The 19,834-nt window shown below is 45.6% G+C and carries 20 protein-coding genes; 12 read left to right on the top strand and 8 right to left on the bottom strand.

Translation table 11 applies throughout. The features are described from left to right. Positions 1-42 precede the first annotated feature (42 nt). The 12 genes from yajC (at position 43) to F4V45_RS02180 (ending at position 13,362) form a co-directional block, all read left to right on the top strand. Positions 43-336 carry a preprotein translocase subunit YajC gene (gene yajC, locus F4V45_RS02240; RefSeq protein ID WP_150336865.1) on the top strand — a complete coding sequence of 98 codons (294 nt, stop codon included), beginning with the start codon at positions 43-45 and terminating at the stop codon, positions 334-336. Positions 337-352: 16 nt separating this feature from the next. Beyond that, entirely contained in the window at positions 353-2,005 is a 1,653-nt protein-coding gene (secD, locus tag F4V45_RS02235; protein WP_150336864.1) for a protein translocase subunit SecD, read from the top strand. Continuing rightward, positions 2,005-2,976, top strand: coding sequence for a protein translocase subunit SecF (gene secF, locus F4V45_RS02230; RefSeq protein ID WP_150336863.1), 972 nt, complete (start codon positions 2,005-2,007; stop codon positions 2,974-2,976). The genes secD and secF overlap by 1 nt, the downstream gene beginning before the upstream one ends. Positions 2,977-3,009: 33 nt before the next feature. Next, positions 3,010-3,351, top strand: a complete 342-nt coding sequence (locus tag F4V45_RS02225) for a DUF6394 family protein (RefSeq protein WP_023929356.1) — start codon at positions 3,010-3,012, stop codon at positions 3,349-3,351. 8 nt (positions 3,352-3,359) lie between these two features. After that, positions 3,360-5,795: a leucine--tRNA ligase gene (gene leuS / locus F4V45_RS02220; RefSeq protein ID WP_150336862.1), complete on the top strand. Its 2,436-nt coding sequence runs from the start codon at positions 3,360-3,362 to the stop codon at positions 5,793-5,795. A 30-nt stretch (positions 5,796-5,825) separates the two neighbouring features. Then, complete coding sequence (gene lptE / locus F4V45_RS02215; protein WP_034577971.1) at positions 5,826-6,299, top strand: LPS assembly lipoprotein LptE; 474 nt, start codon at positions 5,826-5,828, stop codon at positions 6,297-6,299. Continuing rightward, a complete protein-coding gene (locus F4V45_RS02210) occupies positions 6,296-7,504 on the top strand; it encodes a Mur ligase family protein (RefSeq protein ID WP_150336861.1) in 1,209 nt (402 codons plus the stop codon). Before lptE ends, F4V45_RS02210 begins: the two co-directional genes overlap by 4 nt. Beyond that, positions 7,491-8,426: a M23 family metallopeptidase gene (locus F4V45_RS02205; RefSeq protein ID WP_023929352.1), complete on the top strand. Its 936-nt coding sequence runs from the start codon at positions 7,491-7,493 to the stop codon at positions 8,424-8,426. Before F4V45_RS02210 ends, F4V45_RS02205 begins: the two co-directional genes overlap by 14 nt. After that, on the top strand, positions 8,423-9,310 hold the full coding sequence (locus F4V45_RS02200) for a M23 family metallopeptidase (RefSeq protein WP_150336860.1): 888 nt from the start codon (positions 8,423-8,425) through the stop codon (positions 9,308-9,310). The genes F4V45_RS02205 and F4V45_RS02200 overlap by 4 nt, the downstream gene beginning before the upstream one ends. Next, a complete protein-coding gene (locus F4V45_RS02195) occupies positions 9,268-9,675 on the top strand; it encodes a bactofilin family protein (protein WP_150336859.1) in 408 nt (135 codons plus the stop codon). Before F4V45_RS02200 ends, F4V45_RS02195 begins: the two co-directional genes overlap by 43 nt. Continuing rightward, complete coding sequence (gene mfd / locus F4V45_RS02190) at positions 9,653-12,715, top strand: transcription-repair coupling factor (protein WP_150336858.1); 3,063 nt, start codon at positions 9,653-9,655, stop codon at positions 12,713-12,715. Before F4V45_RS02195 ends, mfd begins: the two co-directional genes overlap by 23 nt. Positions 12,716-12,777: 62 nt before the next feature. Continuing rightward, positions 12,778-13,362 carry a hypothetical protein gene (locus F4V45_RS02180; RefSeq protein WP_150336857.1) on the top strand — a complete coding sequence of 195 codons (585 nt, stop codon included), beginning with the start codon at positions 12,778-12,780 and terminating at the stop codon, positions 13,360-13,362. Positions 13,363-13,383: 21 nt separating this feature from the next. Here F4V45_RS02180 and F4V45_RS09890 read toward each other — a convergent pair whose 3' ends face one another. The 8 genes from F4V45_RS09890 to F4V45_RS02145 all read right to left on the bottom strand — a co-directional run bounded on the left by F4V45_RS09890 (position 13,384) and on the right by F4V45_RS02145 (position 19,831). Further along, complete coding sequence (locus tag F4V45_RS09890; protein WP_281292469.1) at positions 13,384-13,509, bottom strand: hypothetical protein; 126 nt, start codon at positions 13,507-13,509, stop codon at positions 13,384-13,386. Between the two features lie 9 nt (positions 13,510-13,518). Further along, on the bottom strand, positions 13,519-14,634 hold the full coding sequence (gene cydB / locus F4V45_RS02175; protein ID WP_150336856.1) for a cytochrome d ubiquinol oxidase subunit II: 1,116 nt from the start codon (positions 14,632-14,634) through the stop codon (positions 13,519-13,521). A 3-nt stretch (positions 14,635-14,637) separates the two neighbouring features. After that, on the bottom strand, positions 14,638-16,173 hold the full coding sequence (locus tag F4V45_RS02170) for a cytochrome ubiquinol oxidase subunit I (RefSeq protein ID WP_150336855.1): 1,536 nt from the start codon (positions 16,171-16,173) through the stop codon (positions 14,638-14,640). A gap of 13 nt (positions 16,174-16,186) precedes the next feature. After that, positions 16,187-16,441 (bottom strand): DUF4492 domain-containing protein, encoded by a 255-nt coding sequence (locus tag F4V45_RS02165; protein ID WP_150336854.1) that lies wholly within the window; start codon positions 16,439-16,441, stop codon positions 16,187-16,189. Positions 16,442-16,585: 144 nt separating this feature from the next. After that, the gene (locus tag F4V45_RS02160) at positions 16,586-17,536 is read right to left on the bottom strand and encodes a Gfo/Idh/MocA family oxidoreductase (RefSeq protein WP_150336853.1); all 951 of its coding nucleotides are present in this window, start codon (positions 17,534-17,536) and stop codon (positions 16,586-16,588) included. Between the two features lie 6 nt (positions 17,537-17,542). Continuing rightward, positions 17,543-18,076 (bottom strand): PAS domain-containing protein, encoded by a 534-nt coding sequence (locus F4V45_RS02155; RefSeq protein WP_150336852.1) that lies wholly within the window; start codon positions 18,074-18,076, stop codon positions 17,543-17,545. Positions 18,077-18,146: 70 nt separating this feature from the next. Beyond that, positions 18,147-19,148 carry an A/G-specific adenine glycosylase gene (locus F4V45_RS02150; protein ID WP_170235125.1) on the bottom strand — a complete coding sequence of 334 codons (1,002 nt, stop codon included), beginning with the start codon at positions 19,146-19,148 and terminating at the stop codon, positions 18,147-18,149. Then, entirely contained in the window at positions 19,139-19,831 is a 693-nt protein-coding gene (locus F4V45_RS02145) for a hypothetical protein (protein ID WP_150336850.1), read from the bottom strand. The genes F4V45_RS02150 and F4V45_RS02145 overlap by 10 nt, the downstream gene beginning before the upstream one ends. Positions 19,832-19,834: the final 3 nt, after the last annotated feature.

The following is a 19,834-nucleotide window of genomic DNA, read 5'->3' as shown; positions in this document are numbered from 1 at the left end:
TCGCTACAATGCCAGCTCTAATTTTGTGTGTAAGGATTATAAATGGGTAATAATGCAAATGACATTTTTGTCTCGCTTTTGCCGCTTATTGTGCTTTTTGCGGTGTTTTACTTCTTTCTCATTCGTCCCCAACGCGTGCAGGCTAAACGCCACAGAGAAATGCTAGAAGGATTGAAAAAGGGCGATAAAGTCGTAAGCTCTGGTGGGTTTATCTGCGAGATCATCAAGGTGGATGGGCTGTTTTTCAGTGTGCGCTTGAGTGATGAGAGCACAGCTAGGCTTTCTAGGGATTTTGTCGCTTATAAATATGATGATACACAAGCTACGCAATCATAGCTATCACATTAACTAGATGAAAATCTTTCAGCCAAAATTCCTTGTCTTTCTTGCTGCTTTGTGCTTTGGCTTGGTGTGTAGTGTGCCAAGCTTCTTTGATACCAAGGGACCAAAGATCACGCTAGGGCTCGATCTGCAAGGAGGCTTGCAGCTTCTGCTTGGTGTGGATACAGATGCAGCCATTGCTGCGCGCTACTCTTCTATCGCTTCTGCCATAGAATATGAAGCGGCAAAAAAGCAGATTCTACTCTCTCCCGTGCAGGCACAAGAGAGCAATGTGCAGTTTGATTTGATCGATTCTGCTGAAGTGAGCGAGCTAGAAGTCTTGCTAAAATCTCTGCGCGGGATCGCCTATGAAGCCCAAGAATACCACTACACGATTCTTCTAACCCAGCAAGAGCAAGAAGAAGTGCGTAAGCAGGCTATCGCTCAAGCAATCACCACCATACGCAACCGCCTAAATGAGTTTGGGCTAGCCGAGCCTAGCGTAACCCAGCAAGGGCGAGAGCAGATTCTAGTTGAGCTCCCCGGAATCCAAAACACCAAGCAAGAGCAACGAGTGCGCGATCTTATCTCTAAAGCGGCGTTTTTGCAGATGATGGCAGTCGATGAAGAGCGCGTAAGCCGCGTGTATAGTATGAGTGATTTTGAGGCACAAGGGTTTAATGATGTGATTTTGCCCTTTGCAGAATCTACCAAAGAAGCTCAAAGTGCCATTGCTAGAGGCGAGAGTGTGCCAAAGCTTTTGCTAAAGGCGACTTCTATCCTAGATGGCAGTATGGTAAGTGATGCGCGTGTGGCGTATGATGAGAATCATCGCCCTGTGGTGGCATTTGAGCTAAATGCGCAAGGGGCGAAGCGGTTTGCTGATTTTTCAAGTGCTAGTATAGGTAAGCGTATGGCAATCGTGCTAGATAGTAAAATCTACTCTGCCCCTGTCATTCGCGCTAGGATTGCTTCAAGTGGGCAAATTAGTGGGGATTTCACAGAAGAGGAAGCCACAGATTTAGCCATTACCCTGCGCAGTGGGGCACTGCCTGTCCCACTTTTCGTGCTAGAGAAGCGCAGCGTGGGACCTAGTCTTGGATCTGATAGTATCCGTGCTTCAATGCTCGCTCTTATTGGCGGCTTTGTGCTGGTGGTGGGCTTTATGATTGTCTATTATGCGGTAGCAGGGGTTATTGCATCGTGTGCGCTGGTAGTAAATCTCTTGCTTATTATTGCGGTTATGGCGATATTTGGCGCGACATTGACTTTGCCGGGTATGGCAGGCATTGTGCTAACTGTTGGCGTGGCAGTTGATGCGAACATTATCATAAATGAGCGCATTCGTGAAGCTCTGCGCGCTGGAGAGTCGATCGCAAGGGCGATTCAAGTAGGCTATATCAATGCCTCGCGCGCGATTTTTGACTCAAATATCACTTCACTTATTGCCTCATTTTTGCTCTATGCTTATGGCACAGGTGCGATCAAAGGCTTCGCCCTTACCACAGGGATAGGGATTCTAGCTTCTATCATCACAGCAATTATTGGCACACACGGAATCTATGAAGTCCTGCTCCCTAGACTTAGCAAAACAAAATCAATGAAGCTGTGGTTTGGCGTCTCCTATCAACACGCCCAAGCCAATGGCAAAGCAGCCAAACCTGCCATTAAAGGAGCAAAATAGTGGAAATCTTCAAGCAAGTGCGGGTTTTTGACTTTGTTAAATACTCTAATTACGGGCTTTGGGTTAGTCTTATTTTGCTAGCTGGGGCGGTGTTTTTGTTTATCAAGCCCGGTTTCACGCTGGGTATTGATTTTGCCGGGGGAAGTAGCGCGCAGCTACGCTATGAGGGTAAAGCTCCTATTGAGCAAGTGCGCGCATTGTTAGAGGCAGAGCCTGCGTTTAAGGGTGTGCAAGTGAGTGAGTTTGACTCAGCAGAAGAGCTGCTTGTCAAAATCCCTAACAATGCCGAGCTTGAAGGGCGCAATCTTGCTCCTATGCTAGAATCTATCCTAGCACCTAGTGGAGAGTTTGAGATACGCAAGATGGACTCTGTGGGGGCAAAGGTTGGCGAAGAGCTTAAAGAAAAGGGCATTGTCTCACTGCTGCTTGCATTTATAGCGATGATGGTGTATGTGAGCTTCCGCTATGAGTGGCGGTTCGCCCTAGCTGGAATCTTGGCATTGATACACGATGTCATCATCACTGCTGCTAGCATCGTGGTCTTTGCTATTGATTTAAATCTAGAAGTTATAGCAGCTCTGCTTACTTTGATAGGGTATTCGATCAATGACACGATCATCATCTTTGATAGAATCCGCGAAAAAATGCTAAATGACAAAACAAATGACATCACCCTTGTTATCAACGAAGCAATCTCGCATACGCTCTCTCGCACCTTGCTTACTTCACTCACGGTGTTTTTTGTCGTGCTGACTTTGTATGTGTTTGGTGGCTCAATTATTGTCGGCTTCTCTCTTCCTATGCTTGTGGGTGTGATTGTGGGGACTTGTAGCTCGATGTTTCTTGCCCCTAAGCTTGCGATATTGCTAGGCTTTAATATAGAGAAATACCACGCAAAAGAGCTAGAAAAGCAACGCCGAGCGAAAGAGCGTGCGAAAATCCGCCAGCAGTATGAGGGCGGCAGGGTATAGATCCAAAAGTAGATTTTAGATAAGGAGTAGGGTATGGATTGGGGTAAGGTCATTTTCATTTTTTTTACACTAAGTAGTGCGACTTCTACGGCGGGATTTTTATATGCGCCAGATATTACGATTTTGTTTATGGCTATCGCGCTTAATCTCATCGCCACAACCTTAAAAATCGGCGTGCGCAAAAGGCTTTCATCAGAGCTATTTGCTAGCTCGATTGTCGCAGACTTGCACTTGCTGCCAGCTTTTGGCGTGCTACAAGTCTTCCATAATGAAAAGCTAGCGTATGTGTTTGTGCTTGGCGCACTTATGGCAAATATTTTCTCGCTTATTTTGATTCTCATTGAGAGTGCGCAAAAGCAAGATGCAGATTTCTAGGATAGTGTATGCGTAGTTACAACCCAAGGGTAATAGAGAAAAAATGGCAAGAGCATTGGAAGCAAGCGGGGGCATTTGAGCCAGAGTGGGACTCTACAAAACCTAAAAAATATATCCTAAGTATGTTTCCTTACCCAAGTGGGGCGATCCATATGGGGCATGTGCGCAACTACTGCATAGGCGATGCGCTAGCAAGGTATTACCGCAATCGCGGCTTTAATGTCCTGCACCCAATAGGCTTTGACGCCTTTGGTATGCCAGCGGAAAATGCCGCTATAAAGCACAAACTCCACCCAAAGTCTTGGACTTATGACAATATGGATGCTATGCGCGCGGAGTTTGCGGCTCTTGGGCTCTCATTTTCAGCGCAGCAAGATTTAGCCACTTGCGATCCTATTTACACAAAATGGGAGCAAGAGTTCTTTATCCAAATGTGGGAGAGAGGTCTAATCTATCGCAAGAAAGCCTTGCTAAATTGGTGTCCAAATGATTTAACCGTGCTTGCAAATGAGCAAGTCATCGATGGCAAATGCTGGCGATGTGATACGCAAGTTGTGCAAAAAGAAATGGAGCAATACTACATTAAAATCACTGATTATGCAGAGGAGCTGCTTGAAGACTTGCAGACTTTAGAGGGGAAATGGTCGCCACAAGTGCTACTTATGCAGAAAAATTGGATCGGTAAATCCTATGGCTTGCAGTGTAGATTCTCCCTAGAATCTAGTGCCAAGGAGCGTAGCGGGATAGAGAGTTTAGAGATATTTACCACACGCCCAGATACGATATTTGGCGTTACTTATTGCGCGATTGCTCCAGAGCATCCTTTGGCAAAGGCGATGTTTGATCACTTGAGCGCGCAGCAGCAAGAGCAGATTATTGCTATGCAAAACACAAGCGCACGAGATCGCGCAAGCGCGCAAAAGCAAGGCGTGGATCTAGGGATTAAAGCTATCCACCCTATCACAGGGGAGTTGCTACCGATATGGGTGGCAAATTTCGTGCTTATGGATTATGGCTCTGGGGCGGTGATGAGTGTGCCAGCACACGATGAAAGGGATTTCGCCTTTGCTACGATGTGTGACTTGCCTATTAAACAAGCATTGCAGACACAAAACCCCTTGCCTTGTAGTGATGATGGAGCGATGCTAGATTCTAGCGCGTTTAAGGGGCTTAGTGGTGATGAAGCTAGGCAGGCTGTGATTAGGCATTTTGAGGAGAATGCGCTTGGCTCTGGCGTGGTCAATTATCGCTTGCGTGATTGGGGGGTGTCTAGGCAGCGGTATTGGGGTGCGCCCATCCCCATTGTGCATTGTGAGAGCTGTGGGGCAGTGCCAGAAAAGAGAGAAAATCTCCCCATAACTCTCCCAGATGATGTGCTAATCACCGGGGAGGGGAATCCACTTGCTAGCCACGCTGGCTTTATGCAAGCTATCTGCCCTAAATGCGGCAAGCAGGCAAGGCGAGAGAGTGATACGATGGATACTTTTGTAGAATCTAGCTGGTATTTCTTGCGCTATGCCACGCAGCGCAGTAAATGGGAGCAGTGCGCGATCGATAAAGCTAGCGTGTCGTATTGGCTAGAAGTTGATGAATACATTGGCGGGATTGAGCACGCGATCTTGCATTTGCTTTATGCGCGATTTTTTACCAAAGTTTTGCGCGATTTGGGCTACCACTGCTTCAATGAGCCTTTTGCGCATTTGCTTACACAAGGAATGGTGCTAAAAGATGGCGCGAAAATGGCAAAATCTAAAGGCAATGTTGTCAATCCTAAAGATATTTTACACGCGTATGGGGCGGATACTGCGCGCTTGTTTATCTTGTTTGCTGCTCCGCCTATTAAGGAATTGGAGTGGAATGATAATGGCGTGGAGGGGGCAAACCGCTTTATCCGCCGCTTGTATGAGCGCGCGCAAAATGCCTACCCGACAAAAGCACTTCCGCGCATTGATGGAAGCAAGCTAGACTCTGCGCAAAAATTAGCACGCAAGAAAATCTATGAAGCCTTGCAAAAAAGCCAAGAAGTTTTCACCAAAAGGCAGAATAACTACAACTTCAACACACTCATTGCCGCTTGTATGGAAGCATTTAATGCACTAAGTGCGCAGGATAATCCAGATGTTTGGACGGAGGGGTATTTCATCTTGCTCTCTATCCTAGAGCCTATTATCCCCCATATTTGCTGGGAGCTTAGTGAAGAGCTTTTTGGGCTGGCAAACTTTGGCGAGATAGAAGTGGATTCTAGTGTGTTTGCTAGCGATGAGAGTGTTTATGCCGTTACGATTAATGGCAAAAAGCGCGCAGAAATCAGCGTGCAAGCAAGCCAAGATAAGCAGCAAGTCATCAACCAAGCAAAACAAGCCGTGGAAAAATGGCTACTTGATGCAACCATTACTAAAGAAGTCTTTGTGCCAAATAAGCTTGTAAATTTCGTGGTGGTGTGAGTGGGCAGACTTATCGCTCTAGTGGCTATAATGCTTGCTTTTGCAGGCTGTGGCTATGTCCCATCAGCTACTTTTGTGCAAAAAGCCTTAGGTGAGCGTGTCTATGTGGAGCTAAAGGTCAATCTCCCCAACCCAGAAAACTCTGTCGAGCTTAAAGACCTTATGAACAAGATCATTATCGCACGCTTTCAAACGCGTGTTTCTAGCAAAGAAGATGCCGATAGCATTATCATCGTTGAGATTGATAAAATTGCAGATACGACATTTGCTCTTAGTAGCAGCGCATTTACGACTTATTATCGTGTAAGCGCGTATGTAACCTACACCTATGATAACAAAAAAGGCACAAGAAGGACTTTCAATAGCAGTGGGTATTACGACTATAATGTCTCGCTAGATAATCCACTTACCACCTATAATAACCGCTACTACGCGATCAATCAGGCTTTCACGCAAACGGTGGATCAGTTTGTCGCTCAAATTTCCTTTGAGGGGCAAAAGTGAGTAAGAGTGATAGCAGTGTAGATTCTAGCCTAGAATCTAGCACTTCCTTGCACGCTTACCTAGAATCTAAAGGCGCGGAGTATGCGGAGTTTGACAAAGAGCGTATGCCTAGGATTTTTGCTTCCTTGTGCGCTAATTTTAAGCTCTCTTCTCACATTATCCATATCCTAGGCACAAATGGCAAGGGTAGCACAGGGCGATTTATCGCGCTAGGGCTTTTGGAGCAAGGACATAGTGTGCTGCATTTTAGCTCCCCACATTTGCACTGCTTTAATGAGCGATTTTATAAAAATGGGCGCATAGTGAGCGATGAAGAGCTAGAAGCAGCGCACCAGATTCTACAAGGCTATGCTTGCACAAAGCAGGCAAGCTACTTTGAGTATGCCACTTTGCTTGCTTTGGTGCTGGCGCAAGAGTGTGAGTATTTTGTATGTGAAGCTGGGCTTGGAGGCGAGTTTGACTCCACGAGTGTGCTAAGAGAGTTTGTGGAGCTAAGTGTTTTCACACCTATCTCTTATGACCATATGGAGTTATTAGGAGAGAGTATAGAATCTATTGCCACTACAAAGCTAAAGGCTATGAGCAAGTGCGCGATTTTAGCCCCACAAGCTTATAAAGAAGTAGAATCTATCGCTAAAGCTACTGCCAAAGAGCTAGATTCTACACTTGTAATAATCACTAAAGACGACATAGAATCTAGCTTAAAATCCCTAGATATGGCTGATTATGTGCGAGATTTCGCGCCATTTTTGCAGGAGAATTTCATTGTAGCATTGCGCGTGCTTAAGGCTTTGGGTATCGATGATATAGCAAATATGCCTAAGTTTGACCTGCCAGCTAGAGCGCAAAAAATCGCCCCAAATGTTATGATTGATGTGGGGCACAATGCCGAGTGCGCGCGCGCTATGGTGCAAATTCTTGGCAATAAACGCGTAAATCTTGTGTATAATACATTTTCTCAAAAGGACGTGCGCGAGATATTGACTATTGTAAAGCCCAATATTGATCAATTGCTGATTTGCCCTATCGCGCATAGTAGAGCTATGCCTAGAGATGAGCTGGTGGCTATTTGTGCTGAGCTTGGGATTAGCTATGAAGAGTTTGTGCTTAGCCGCTCTTCAATCAAGGACGATAAAGAGTATGTGGTATTTGGGTCATTTAGCGTAGCGGAAGCTTTTTTGGAGATGTGGAATGCAAGAAGATAGACTAGTTGTCTCAATTGTCGATGAGAAGGGATCTAGGCAGTTTTCTCTCCCTAGGAATGTTACCAAGCTTGCCATAATCGGTGCGTTTGTGGTGGCTGGGCTATTTTCACTAAGTTTTGTTGCGATGTATTTCCTTATGCACCAAGTCAATGATATTGCCAAGCAAAAGAGCAATGCTATCGCACAATACCACTCTATCTATCAAAAAAACGCCTTGCTTAGAAATGCCATTAGAGAGCGCACAGATGAGCTAGAAGTGGTAAATTCTAAAATCGATAAGCTAGAAGATATTGTAAGTATTAAGCGCAATATCACGCAGCAGCCCCAAATCACAAAAGTCGATTTGCAAAGCATTAGCAACACGCACAAGCTACTGCTACTAAGCCTTATCCCTAATGGCGATCCTTTGAAGAACTTCACAAGCAAGCATCTTACTGCCGAGCGTTTGCACCCATTGCGCAATGTGAGTGGAGTCGATGGTGCGATGGACTACATTGTGCCAAAGAGCACACCTGTGCATGCTACTGCTGATGGCGTGGTCGTGCTTGTGCAAAATAATGGCAAAACAGGACTTGGTAATGTGATTAAGCTTACGCATTCCTTTGGATTCTCATCAGTCTATGCCCACCTTGATACGCTGACGATCAATAAGGGCGATTTTGTGCAAAAGGGACAGATTATAGGATATAGCGGCAATAGCGGTCGCTCTAATGGAGAGAGATTGTATTATGAAGTGGGCTTCTTGGGTAATTCGCTTAACCCTGCCACCTATGCCAGCTGGAATTTTGAAAATTTTGATGCGATTTTTCAAAAAGAAGATGGCATTGATTGGAAGAATCTTGTATGGGCGATTGAAGACATCGCCAAGCTCCAAACATTACGCGTAAGCTCTAGTGAGAAGCTCAAAAAAGAGTCTTTATGATATTTGACCAACGCCTTGTGTTGATGATCACCCATAAAAATGGGAGCAAGTTTATCAATGTGAATATGATTTTTCGTCAAATCACCTTATATGTGCTACTCTTTTTTCTTAGTGTGGTGTTTTTTATCGCGGTGGCTATTGGGGTTTTTCGATCAGAAATCGCAGATATTAATGCAAAAACCTCCCTTATTGAAGAGCGCAATGAAACAATGCTGCTTGGTAATGCGATTTTAAATGACGAGATCAATCAACGCCTACAAGAAATCTCCATAGCAAGCGATAAGATCGATAACCTTGAAAATGTCATTGGTGTCAATAATATGCCTAATGAGAATCTAGTCGATCGCGTGGATATAGCAAGCATTACAGGTGTGCAAAAGGCGTTTTTTATGAAGTTTATCCCCAATGGCTATCCTTTGGAGCATTTTACAAGTATCACAGATCCTTATGGCACGAGACTTCACCCTGTGCTGCGTGTCGTGCGCCAGCATACAGGCACAGATTTTGGGGCTAAAATTGGCACGCCTGTGTATGCCACCGCTGATGGCGTGGTGGATTGGGCGGATTCTGGTTGGAATGGTGGGTATGGAAAATTAGTGAAGATTACCCATTCATTTGGTTTTAAAACTTATTATGCTCACCTTAATGAAGTGCTGATCAAAGTGGGCTCATTTGTGAAAAAGGGGCAGCTCATAGCAAGGACGGGAAACTCTGGCGTTAGCACAGGTCCGCACTTGCACTATGAGGTGCGCTTTTTGGAAAAGCCTATCGATCCTATGAACTTTGCTAGGTGGGATATGAAAAACTTTGATTCAATTTTTACAAAAGAAAGGAGCATTGCATGGCAATCTTTACTAGCGACGATAAACAACCTAATGGACTAGGGCAGAAGCCCGGAGCTGCGACCATTATCGCACAAGGCACAAAGATTAAAGGCGAGATTAACACTGACTGCCACCTACACATTGATGGCGAGCTTGAGGGAAGTATCCGCTCAAAAAGCACGGTGATGATCGGCAAAAGTGGCTTTGTCAATGGTGAAGTGTATGCAAATAAGCTCATTGTAAGCGGCAAGCTTAAAGGCTCTACTGAGAGCGAGAGCGTGGAGATCGCTTCGCTTGGACGATTTGAGGGAGTGATTACTTCTACAGAGCTTGTGATTGAGAAAAAAGGTGTATTTATAGGGGAAAGCAAAATCAAAGGGCAAACTCCATTAGCTTCAAAGAATGCTCCAAGCAAACCTCTATAAAGCCTTTTTAGAAGGCTTATCTGCACGGATTATTGTATGCAGAGATTATGAAGAGGCACTAAAAGCCTATCAAGTCGCACTCTATGCTTATAATGCACAGATCTCCCTAAAAAAGCCACTTTTATGCAAGGAGACGCGCCTGCACACAGGCGATGATGTGCGCAGCTTTTTTGTCGAGCTTGTGGAGAATCTAGCCCAGCTTCGCACTTTTTACACTGATGAAAACACCATTTTAATAGCACCACTTTGCTCGCTTCTCTATCCACTACCATCGCATAAATACTGCCAGAGCCTTACGCTTGAAGTGGGGAAAGACTATCAGCTTCAAATGCTTAAAGACACATTGATACGCTATGGGTATGAGAGTGTGGAGATGATAGAGATGGAAGGCGAAGTAAGCTTCCGCGGTGATATTGTTGATATTTACCCACCTCTTAGTAAGCCCTATCGCATTAGCTTTTTTGGTGATGAGTGCGAGGGGATTAGTGTCTTTAGTATAGAGACGCAGCTTAAAGAGCCCACAAGCCAAAGTGCGCTTGATATAGCACCAGCACTCTTTAGCCTAGAGCAAGATGAGTATGAGAGCTTGCGTGAAGCTGTGGAGATGAGTGATTATGATGTGATGAGCAAGGACATACTCTCTATTGGGCTATGGTATTTGCCACACAGATGGCTTCTTCCAGCACACTACCCAACAATGCTTACTAAAGCCGCAGCACTTGAGCTTGGTGAGATTGGCTCTCTAGGTATTGGCGATGGGCGTGATACAAGCGATGTAGATTCTAGTGCTAGGGAGTTTTGGGCGCAGGTGCTTGTGCATATCGCAGAATCTAAGCAAGACTCACCGCAAATGCCCGTGGTGCTAGAAGAGCTAGAATCCTATGTCGATATGGACTTTTACTTAGATAAGCTTGATAAGCTACTAGCCCATCACGCAGGCAAGCGAGTTACACTTGTGGTGCGCAGCAGAAGCGAGCTAGCGGCTCTAAATGCGAGCATTGTGGATTCTAGCAGTATTGTAGAATCTAGCGCAGTTGTGCATATTAGCACGCCTGATGAGCTAATCATTAGCCTAGAATCTAGTATCCCCCAAGTGCAAAAGCGCCCCAAACGCCCAAAATTTGCGCTTAATGAGCTAAATATCGGCGAGTATGTCGTGCATAGTGAGTATGGCATAGGGATTTTCAAAGGTATCGTGCAAAACACTATTTTAGGTGTTACGCGGGATTTTATCCATATCCAATATTTTGGCGAAGATAAGCTCCTGCTCCCCGTGGAGAATCTCCACACAATTGATCGCTACATCGCGGCAAATGGCTCTATCCCCGTGATTGATCGACTTGGGAAGGGAAGCTTTGCAAGACTTAAGCAAAAGGCTAGGGAAAAGCTCTTTGCCATAGCGGATTCTATCATCAAGCTTGCAGCTACGCGCAATCTTTTGCAAGGTGTGGTGATTGATACACAAAGCCCAGATTTAGAAGTCTTCAAGCATACCGCAGGCTTTGCTTTAACGCCAGATCAAGCAGCTTCTATAGAATCCATTTTTAGCGATCTTGCAAGTGGGCGTGTGATGGATAGGCTACTAAGTGGTGATGTGGGCTTTGGCAAAACAGAAGTGGCGATGAATGCAATCTATGCCGTGTGTAGAAGCGGCTATCAGTGTGCCTTAATCGTGCCTACAACGCTCCTTAGTGCGCAGCATTTTGCCACACTATCTAAACGCTTTGCTCCCTTTGGCATACAAGTTGGCAAATATGATCGCTTCAGCAGTGCTAAAGAAAAGCGCGAGACTTTGGAGCGTTTGAAAAGTGGTGCGCTTGATGTGGTGGTTGGCACACATAGTCTCTTTGGTGTGGAGTTTGCTAGGCTAGGGCTTATCGTAGTTGATGAGGAGCATAAGTTTGGCGTGAAGCAAAAGGAGAGTCTAAAGCAATTAAGCACAAATGTCCATATCCTAAGTATGTCTGCTACGCCAATCCCACGCACACTCAATATGGCACTCTCACACATTAAGGGTATGAGTCGCCTAGAGACCCCACCTACCTCGCGCAAAGATCCGCGCACTTTCATCAAGCATAAAAGCGATGCCTTGTTGCAGGAGATTATCCAGCGTGAGCTGCGCCGTGGCGGGCAGGTGTTTTATCTCTACAATAATATCGCTTCTATGCCTGCGATTTACTCGCATTTGCATAAGCTTTTCCCCACCCTATCTATCGCTATGCTGCACTCGCGCATAAGTGCTAGTGAGAGCGAGCAGATTATGTATGAGTTTGCGTGCGGGAAGCACCAGATTCTACTTTGCACCGCTATTATTGAATCAGGTATCCATCTCCCCAATGCCAACACTATCATTGTCGATGGGGCGGATCGCTTTGGGCTAGCGGATTTGCACCAGCTAAGAGGGCGTGTAGGGCGAGGGGATAAGGAGGGGCTTTGCTACTTTTTGATTGAGTCAATGGAGAGTATCACAGAAGATGCGAGCAAAAGACTGCTGGCACTAGAGCGAAACTCTTACCTAGGATCAGGGGCTAGCATTGCTTATCACGATTTAGAGATTAGAGGGGGCGGGAATCTTATTGGCGAGTCGCAAAGCGGGCATATTAAAAATATCGGCTTTAGCTTGTATCTTAAGCTTTTAGAAGATGCGCTTGCTACTTTGAGCAATCAGCCAAGCCTAATGGAGCATAGCGTTGAGCTGCGGTTAAATATTAGCGCGTATTTGAGCCCTGATTTAATCACGAGCGATTCTTTGCGCTTAGAGCTTTACCGCCGATTGTCGCTTGCTAAAGAAGTGCGAGAAGTCATCGATATAGAAGCAGAGATCCGCGATCGCTTCGGTGCGCTAGATACATTGAGCCAGACTTTTATCCAGCTTATTATTATTAAGATTCTAGCTAACCACAAGCGCATTAAATCAATCTTGCATTTTGGGCAAAATATCCAAATCACCCTAGAATCCTTAGAAAAGCACACAATCAAAGCAGCTAGTGCTGATGATGAGTGCGTGCTTGAAGCACTGCTGGCGTATTTGCGCAGCTAGCTTCACAATGGCTTTATCTCTGTGATTTATAATCGCGCAACTAGTCAAGGAGGCAAAAGCTTATGACAAATACTGCCTTTAGCAAAAAGACTTGGATGAGAGTCCATACATATTTGAGCTTGTTTTTTCTCCCGCTCGCATTTATTTATGCAATTACAGGGGTTGGGTATATTTTTGATCTGCGGCAAGATGCGGGGGCGAGGGTCTTTGAGCTGCCTTTAGATTCTACTCCTGCGCAAGGCAAGGAGCAAGCAGTGCTACTTGAGCTCTTAAAGACACATAATCTAAGAGTCCCGCCAAATACGGAAGTGAAGTTTATCAAGGGTAATCCAAGCATTGGCAATGTCGCATATAGCGCGACAATTAGTAAGGGCAAAGACGGGAAGCCTACATTTAGGGTGGTGGAGAGAAGCTGGTATGGGGTTTTGCTGCTTATGCATAAATCTAGCGGGAGCAAGTTTGAGCTAGGGTCATTCAAGCTCTCTGTCTTTGACTTTCTAGCTATAGGCTTTGGCGCATCGCTTTTGCTTTTTTACCTCTCTGGGCTCATTGTTACTTCCTTTTGCAAGCGCGATAGGCTGACAAGCTTTAGCGTGCTAGGTCTTGGTGTAGTCGCGACACTTTGTGCGATCTATCTAAGCGTGTAGGCTAGAATCTAGCCTTAGAATCTACTTGGCTTCAGGGTTAGATTCTAGCTCTCGCCTGCGTAGCTCTGCGGTATTTAAGCAGATAAACTTGTGGCATAGAAATATCACTAGGGGCCAAAGTAGAATCAAAAATAGCGTATATAGCATACAAACTCCTTAATAAGAATGCTCATCTAAATCATTTGGGCTAAACTTCTTGCTATCCATACATCGCCATACATACGCGATATAGCCTAGCACAAATGGCACAAGCAAGCTCACATAGCTCATCACGCTTAGCGTATAGTAGCTTGAGCTTGCATTGACTATGGTAAGCGAGCTTTGCAAATCCGCACTTGATGGGTAGAAAGCACTCTCCCCAAGCCCCACATTTAGCAGCACTGCCATAACAGCGCACACCGCTCCAGCTCCCAAAGCAAATATGCCCTTTTTGCCAACAAGGCTAAGGTAGATTCCAGCTAGCACAAGCACCACGCCAAGAAGCAGTAAGACAAGCAAGTAGGGCTTTTGCAAAAATGTAGCAAGATATAAATACGCCTGCATACTCACTGCCCCTTGTTCATCGACATAGAATCCATCTTTTACACAAATCCACGCTAAAAAGCCTAAGAAAAATGGCAAAAATAGCGCGGTATTTAGCAGGAGATCCTTTTTCGCTCTTTGCACAATAGTGCTAGAATCTAGCGCGTTGATGAAGTAGCTATCTGCTAGCATTCTGCTTAGAAATACCAGCGCGAAGCCTAGAAGATAGTTAAAAGGATTCCCCAGCTGCTCTAATCCCCTTAGACTATGCTCCCAGCGCACAAATCTCATCTCATCAAGCACAAACGCACTCCCAGCAAAAAATGTGCTAACTGCCACGCCGATAAGAAACACCCCTAAAAGCCCATTGATCTTCAAAAACAGCTCATAAGTCTTAGCTCCTAGTAGATTCCCGTCTTTTTTGCGATATTCATAGCTTACAGCTTGGATTATAAAGCAGAGCAAAATAGCGAGCCATACCCAGTATGCCCCACCAAAGCTTGTGCTATAAAAGAGCGGAAATGCCGCGAAGCACGCCCCGCCAAATAGCACCAAAGTCGTAAATCCAAGCTCCCATTTGCGCCCAAGCACATTGATGAGCAAGGACTTTTCTTCTTCTGTTTTAGCAAGCTTATCTATAAGCCCCTGCCCACCTTGCACAAAAAACATAAACACCAAAAGCCCGCCAAGCAGACTTACAACCACCCACCAATACACCTGCAACTGCGCTAAATCAAGTCCAAAAAACATCGCTTACTCCTTCTCGCCTGTCGCGTGCGTGTGGAATCCTTTTCTAATCTGCTTTGCCATAATCCCAAGTTCCGCACATAAAAGCAGCGTGAAAAGGGCTAAGAAGATAAAGAAAGAGATTTGCACATTTGTGTGCGCGAGATTTGTCGCAGCAATATGCACAGGCATTAGATCTTGGATCGCCCAAGGCTGCCTCCCCACTTCTGCCACAATCCAGCCAGCTTCTGCGGCAATGTAGCCAAATGGCACAGCAATCACACAGAGCCATAGAATCTTCCTAAAGCGTGCAATGTCATTTGCCATACATAAATAGAGCACAATGATAAATAGCAAGAAAAACAAGCTACCAAGAGCTACCATAAGATGGAAGCTATAAAAGGTCGTAGCCACAGGGGGCACAGCTTGCTCTTTAGATTCTAGGTAGCCATAGCCAAAGTTGTGCATATTCTCTTGCAAGATTTGCTGCGCACCATCCATCGCCGCGCTATCGCCAAGCTTTTTAGCAGCATTAAAGTCGCTTAGAGCCTGCACAGCCTTTTTCCCACTCTCTATCCTAGAATCCATACTTGCAATGCCCTTGTCTTCATTGCCAAAGAGCAGGTCATTGATCCCGGGGATAAAGCCCTGCGTGTCTCTCTGCCCCAGAATTGAGAGCGCGTAGGGGATAGTGAAGTCAAACAAAAATGTCGGCTCGCTATCGCCGGGCTTTTTAGCGGGGTTCAAAATCCCAAATGCCACAAGCCCCGCCCTATGCTCACCATCATAAATCCCCTCCATTGCCGCTAATTTCATAGGCTGCTTTTGCGTAACTTGATACGCACTCTCATCACCGCTGAAAAACAAAAACACCGAAGTAAGCAGCCCAAAGCTTGCCCCCACGACAAGGCTGCGCTTTGCCATAATGATATGCCTGCCTTTTAGCAAATACCACGCACTAATCCCCATAACCACAAGCGCAGAGATCACATAGCCAGAGGCAATTGTATGGAGGAATTTTGATACTGCCACAGGCGAGAGCGCGACTTCTAGGAAGCTTGTCATCTCATTTCTAGCCGTAGCGGGATTAAACATCGTGCCTATGGGATACTGCATCCAGCCATTTGCTACCAGAATCCAAAAGGCTGAAAGATTACTGCCAATAGCCACAAGCCAAGTGGAGAGCAGGTGGAAGCGCGGTGAGACTCTATCCCAGCCAAAGAACATCACCGCAAAAAATGTCGCCTCTAAGAAAAATGCCACAATGCCCTCAACCGCCAAAGGCGCGCCAAAAATATCGCCCACAAACCAGCTATAATTCGCCCAGTTTGTGCCAAACTCAAACTCCATAATAATGCCCGTAGCTACCCCAATGGCAAAATTTATCCCAAAAAGTGTGAGCCAAAACTTTGTGATAGCCTTCCATCGCTCATCTTTGGTCTTTAGATAAATACTCTCCATAATCGCTACAATAAAGCTAAGCCCCAAGGTCAAAGGCACAAACAAAAAATGATAAATCGCGGTCAAACCAAACTGCGCTCTACTCCAATCAACATGCTCCACTTATTACTCCTTGCTACTTTAGGGTGTGAGATTCTAGTATAGGCACTGCTCCTGCTTCTAGCGTGCTAGAATCTTGGGTAAGATTGCCTAAGACATACTCGCTGCGTTCTTTTGCTCCACCAATATCGCGGATAGAACCGCCATAGATGAAAAATTTGAGCACGATAAAAATCACCAAAAGCTTGATAAAGATAATCTTCCACAATGTCTTGCCAAGCGTCATATTTGCAAAGCCATGCACATAAAAACGCACAATATTTTTAAGCATTGATGTCCTTAAATCAAGGGTGGTCTAGGCTTGAAAGTGTGGATTGTATGGGAATGTAGCTTATGCAAAGTTGAAAACACGCCTAAAGCTTAGAATCCCCACAAAACCACCAAAAAAAGTAAAATATCTTATGACTTTAAAGTGTTATGACAAGGCTTGCTTGGTGATAGATTCTATTATAGTAATTGCCTGTTTTTGCGCGCTAAGAGTAAAGCCCCTGCCTTGTAGAATCTCATTATAGCTTGCGGTGTGGAGATCTTCAAAGCCTTGCGAGAAATCTATGCGCAAAGCAGGGCGCACACTAGGGAGCGTGCGCGAGTCTTCTTCTAAAATCCTTAAGGCTTGATTGTAGCTAGAGTGCGCTAGATCGCTTGCGCAAATAGAGAGCAGCCACTCCACTTGCGCGTGCGCAAAGTGCGCCACTCCACTAGCACGGCTTGCTTCATAGTGGGCTAGCTCATTGCCCACAAAATCGCCAAATACAAATGCCAGCATATCAAACAAATGCACGCCGATATTGCAGATGATTCCGCCGCTTTTTTGCACATCGCCTTTCCACGATTTGTGATACCACTTCCCCCTAGCACTAATGTAGCGCAATGCGAGCTTGTAAATATGCTTGGGATTGTGCATAAGCTCATTTTCAACCTGTGCTTTTAGGGCTTGTATTTGTGGGTGCAAGCGTAGCTGCAAGATCCCATAAACGCGCGGCTGGCATAAAAAAGAGCTAGAATCTAGCGCGCTAGATTCTAGCTTCTCTAGTGCGCTAAGCTCTTTAGACTCTAGCACTAAGGGCTTTTCGCAAATCGCACTTGCGCCATTTTGTAACGCTAGGGCAATATGGGAGAAATGCAAGAAATTAGGCGTGCAAATGCTAAGAAAATCTAAGCGATTTGCGCGCATATACTCGATAAACTCCGCTTCATTTGTGAAAAACTCTGCATTAGGGAAGTAGCGATCAAGCACGCCCACGCAGTCGTGCTTATCAAGCGCGCACATAAGCTCGCCGCCATTGTCATAGATCGCGCGCAAATGTCTTGGCGCGATATAGCCACCCACGCCGATAATGCCAAAACGCTTTTTTGCCGCTTGCATTAGATTCTAGCTATCGATCTTTTGTAAATCGCAGATGATGTGATTGTAGGATTTGTTTTGTGCTTGGACAAACTCTTGCAAGGCTTTTAGGCTGTGCTCATAGCCTCCTTTAGATTCTAGTGCGCACAAGTCTTTATAAAGTGCTTCAATCGTAGGTATCACAGCGAGATTTGGCGCGCGGCGCACGGAGTAGTAGCCGATGATATTGCCTAGATTATCAAATGAGGGCGTAACATTGGTGAAAACCCAATAATGCTCTTTATGCTTGGTCAAGTTTTTGACAAATGCAAAGATCTCGCGCCCACTTTGTATATAGTCCCAAAGTAGCTTAAACACACAGGCTGGCATATCCTTGTGGCGGATAATATTATGCGGCTTGCCGATGAGCTCTTCTTCACCATATCCGCTATATGCTAGAAAGTCGCGATTGCAGTAGGTGATCACGCCTTTTAGGTCTGTTTTTGAAGTGATAAGCGTATCTGGCTCTATGATAAGACCAAAGTGCGGATCTCGTTGTAGGCTGGTGTGCTGCTTGGACATAGCGACTCCTTACACTAGATTCTAGCTCAAGATTCTAGGCATTTTACCTAAGATTTTTATACTAGCCACCTTAAAAATAGCGTAATGCCTTTTTTGCAAGGTTGGATATAGGCGGGAGATTGTGGATAGGATACCACTGCATATCAGGCAGGAGTGTGGCGGGCAAGTGTGCATTAGAGACTTCATACACATAGGCAGTAATGGCGTATTTAGTATAAGCGTGTGTAAAAGATCCTAGCAGGCGGTGCTTAGGCAAGGGGGCTTGTGGTTGGGTGTCTTTGGCGATTATGGGGAGATTATAGAGCCCTTTGTAGAGGGATTCTTGTGATTGACATAGCGCGATAGAATCTAGATTTTTACAAATGGCTAGGTGGAGGGTTAGTGGGAGCTTGCTGGCTTTGGGCTTGGGGGCTATTGGCTTAAACGCGCTAGCGCAGAATCTAGCAACAGGGCAGATAGCGCATTTAGGAGCAGTGGTGCAAACTAGTGCGCCTAGATCAATTAGGGCTTGGTGGTAGTCAAAGACTTGATGATCTTGCGGGAGCAAAGATTTGGCTAGAGCTAGAATCTGCTTTTGACTAAGGGGCTTGGCAGTGAGTCGCTGCAAGACGCGCGCGATATTGCTATCAGCAAAGTGCGCCACCCTCCCAAAGCCAAAGCACATAATCGCCCCCGCAGTATAAGCCCCAATCCCGGGCAACGCCTGCAAAGATTGCAAACTATCAGGCAGCTTGGCATTATGCTGCTTCACACAAAGTTTGGCGCAGGCGTGCAGATTCCTAGCGCGCGAGTAGTAGCCAAGCCCCTGCCATAAATGTAGCACTTCTTGCTCGCTGGATTCTGCTAGGGTGGATAGAGTGGGGAAGCGCGTAAGAAATGGGAAGTAGTAGGACTCTAGCACGCGTGATAGTTGCGTTTGCTGGAGCATTATCTCGCTAATGTAGATTTCATACGCGCAGCTGCCATCGCGCGCGAAATTCCGCCAAGGAAGGTCCTTACGCCCATAAGTGTGATACCAGCATAGTAGTGCGCTATGGAAAGACTCTAGCGCGATATTGTGGCTTATTTGCACCCACAAAGCCCCTTGCAGTCGCTACTTTCTGCTCCGCTATATGTGCGGATCTTCCAATACGCCATAATATAAAGCAGCGATGAGACACATAAAGAGACAAGCATACCAAGAGCTATGGCGCAATAGGCTAGCACAAGCGGACTTTGCTGCCAAAAATGCGCGCTATTTAGCATAGCAATTGATGATTGCAGCTCAATCCCAGCCCCTACGCTAAATGCCAAAGCTAGGCAAACTCCAACTAGTATAAGCACAAAAACCAGCCTAATCCTAAAGCCTAGCACGAAATATCTCACACCCGTTTTTGCAAAGAGCTCTAATGCTACCCTGCGCTCTAAAAGCATAAATACCACGCTAAAAATCGCGCAACTAAGGCAGATAACAATTAGTCCAAATATATCATCATTAAAGCCCTCTGCCAATGCTCCAAGCACAGCGATAAACACAAGCAGGAGAAAAAAGCGCGCGCAATTAAGTAAAAAAAGTGGAGAGCCTGTAGCCTTGGAGAATAGATAAGCCCCACTCATATAGCAAAGCAGCGCACATACATAGCCTGCAAGAGAGACAAGTAGCAGCAGCTCAAAATCAGCTACTGCGATAAATGCAAGTAGTGCGCAAATAGGCATTCCCAACGCTCCCCAGCGCATTAAAATCCTAGCCTTTTCAAAAGTGGATTCTAGCTTCATAAC

This window comes from Helicobacter canis (genome assembly GCF_008693005.1).
Lineage (GTDB): Bacteria > Campylobacterota > Campylobacteria > Campylobacterales > Helicobacteraceae > Helicobacter_B > Helicobacter_B canis.
This window is presented reverse-complemented; position numbering and strand designations above follow the sequence as displayed.

Coding starts and splice junctions, on each gene's coding strand:
- yajC (WP_150336865.1), top strand. CDS start 43: ATGGGTAATAATGCAAATGACATTTTTGTCTCGCTTTTGCCGCTTATT.
- secD (WP_150336864.1), top strand. CDS start 353: ATGAAAATCTTTCAGCCAAAATTCCTTGTCTTTCTTGCTGCTTTGTGC.
- F4V45_RS02225 (WP_023929356.1), top strand. CDS start 3,010: ATGGATTGGGGTAAGGTCATTTTCATTTTTTTTACACTAAGTAGTGCG.
- leuS (WP_150336862.1), top strand. CDS start 3,360: ATGCGTAGTTACAACCCAAGGGTAATAGAGAAAAAATGGCAAGAGCAT.
- lptE (WP_034577971.1), top strand. CDS start 5,826: ATGCTTGCTTTTGCAGGCTGTGGCTATGTCCCATCAGCTACTTTTGTG.
- F4V45_RS02205 (WP_023929352.1), top strand. CDS start 7,491: ATGCAAGAAGATAGACTAGTTGTCTCAATTGTCGATGAGAAGGGATCT.
- F4V45_RS02200 (WP_150336860.1), top strand. CDS start 8,423: ATGATATTTGACCAACGCCTTGTGTTGATGATCACCCATAAAAATGGG.
- F4V45_RS02195 (WP_150336859.1), top strand. CDS start 9,268: ATGGCAATCTTTACTAGCGACGATAAACAACCTAATGGACTAGGGCAG.
- mfd (WP_150336858.1), top strand. CDS start 9,653: ATGCTCCAAGCAAACCTCTATAAAGCCTTTTTAGAAGGCTTATCTGCA.
- F4V45_RS02180 (WP_150336857.1), top strand. CDS start 12,778: ATGACAAATACTGCCTTTAGCAAAAAGACTTGGATGAGAGTCCATACA.
- F4V45_RS09890 (WP_281292469.1), bottom strand. CDS start 13,509: ATGCTATATACGCTATTTTTGATTCTACTTTGGCCCCTAGTGATATTT.
- cydB (WP_150336856.1), bottom strand. CDS start 14,634: ATGTTTTTTGGACTTGATTTAGCGCAGTTGCAGGTGTATTGGTGGGTG.
- F4V45_RS02165 (WP_150336854.1), bottom strand. CDS start 16,441: ATGCTTAAAAATATTGTGCGTTTTTATGTGCATGGCTTTGCAAATATG.
- F4V45_RS02160 (WP_150336853.1), bottom strand. CDS start 17,536: ATGCAAGCGGCAAAAAAGCGTTTTGGCATTATCGGCGTGGGTGGCTAT.
- F4V45_RS02155 (WP_150336852.1), bottom strand. CDS start 18,076: ATGTCCAAGCAGCACACCAGCCTACAACGAGATCCGCACTTTGGTCTT.
- F4V45_RS02145 (WP_150336850.1), bottom strand. CDS start 19,831: ATGAAGCTAGAATCCACTTTTGAAAAGGCTAGGATTTTAATGCGCTGG.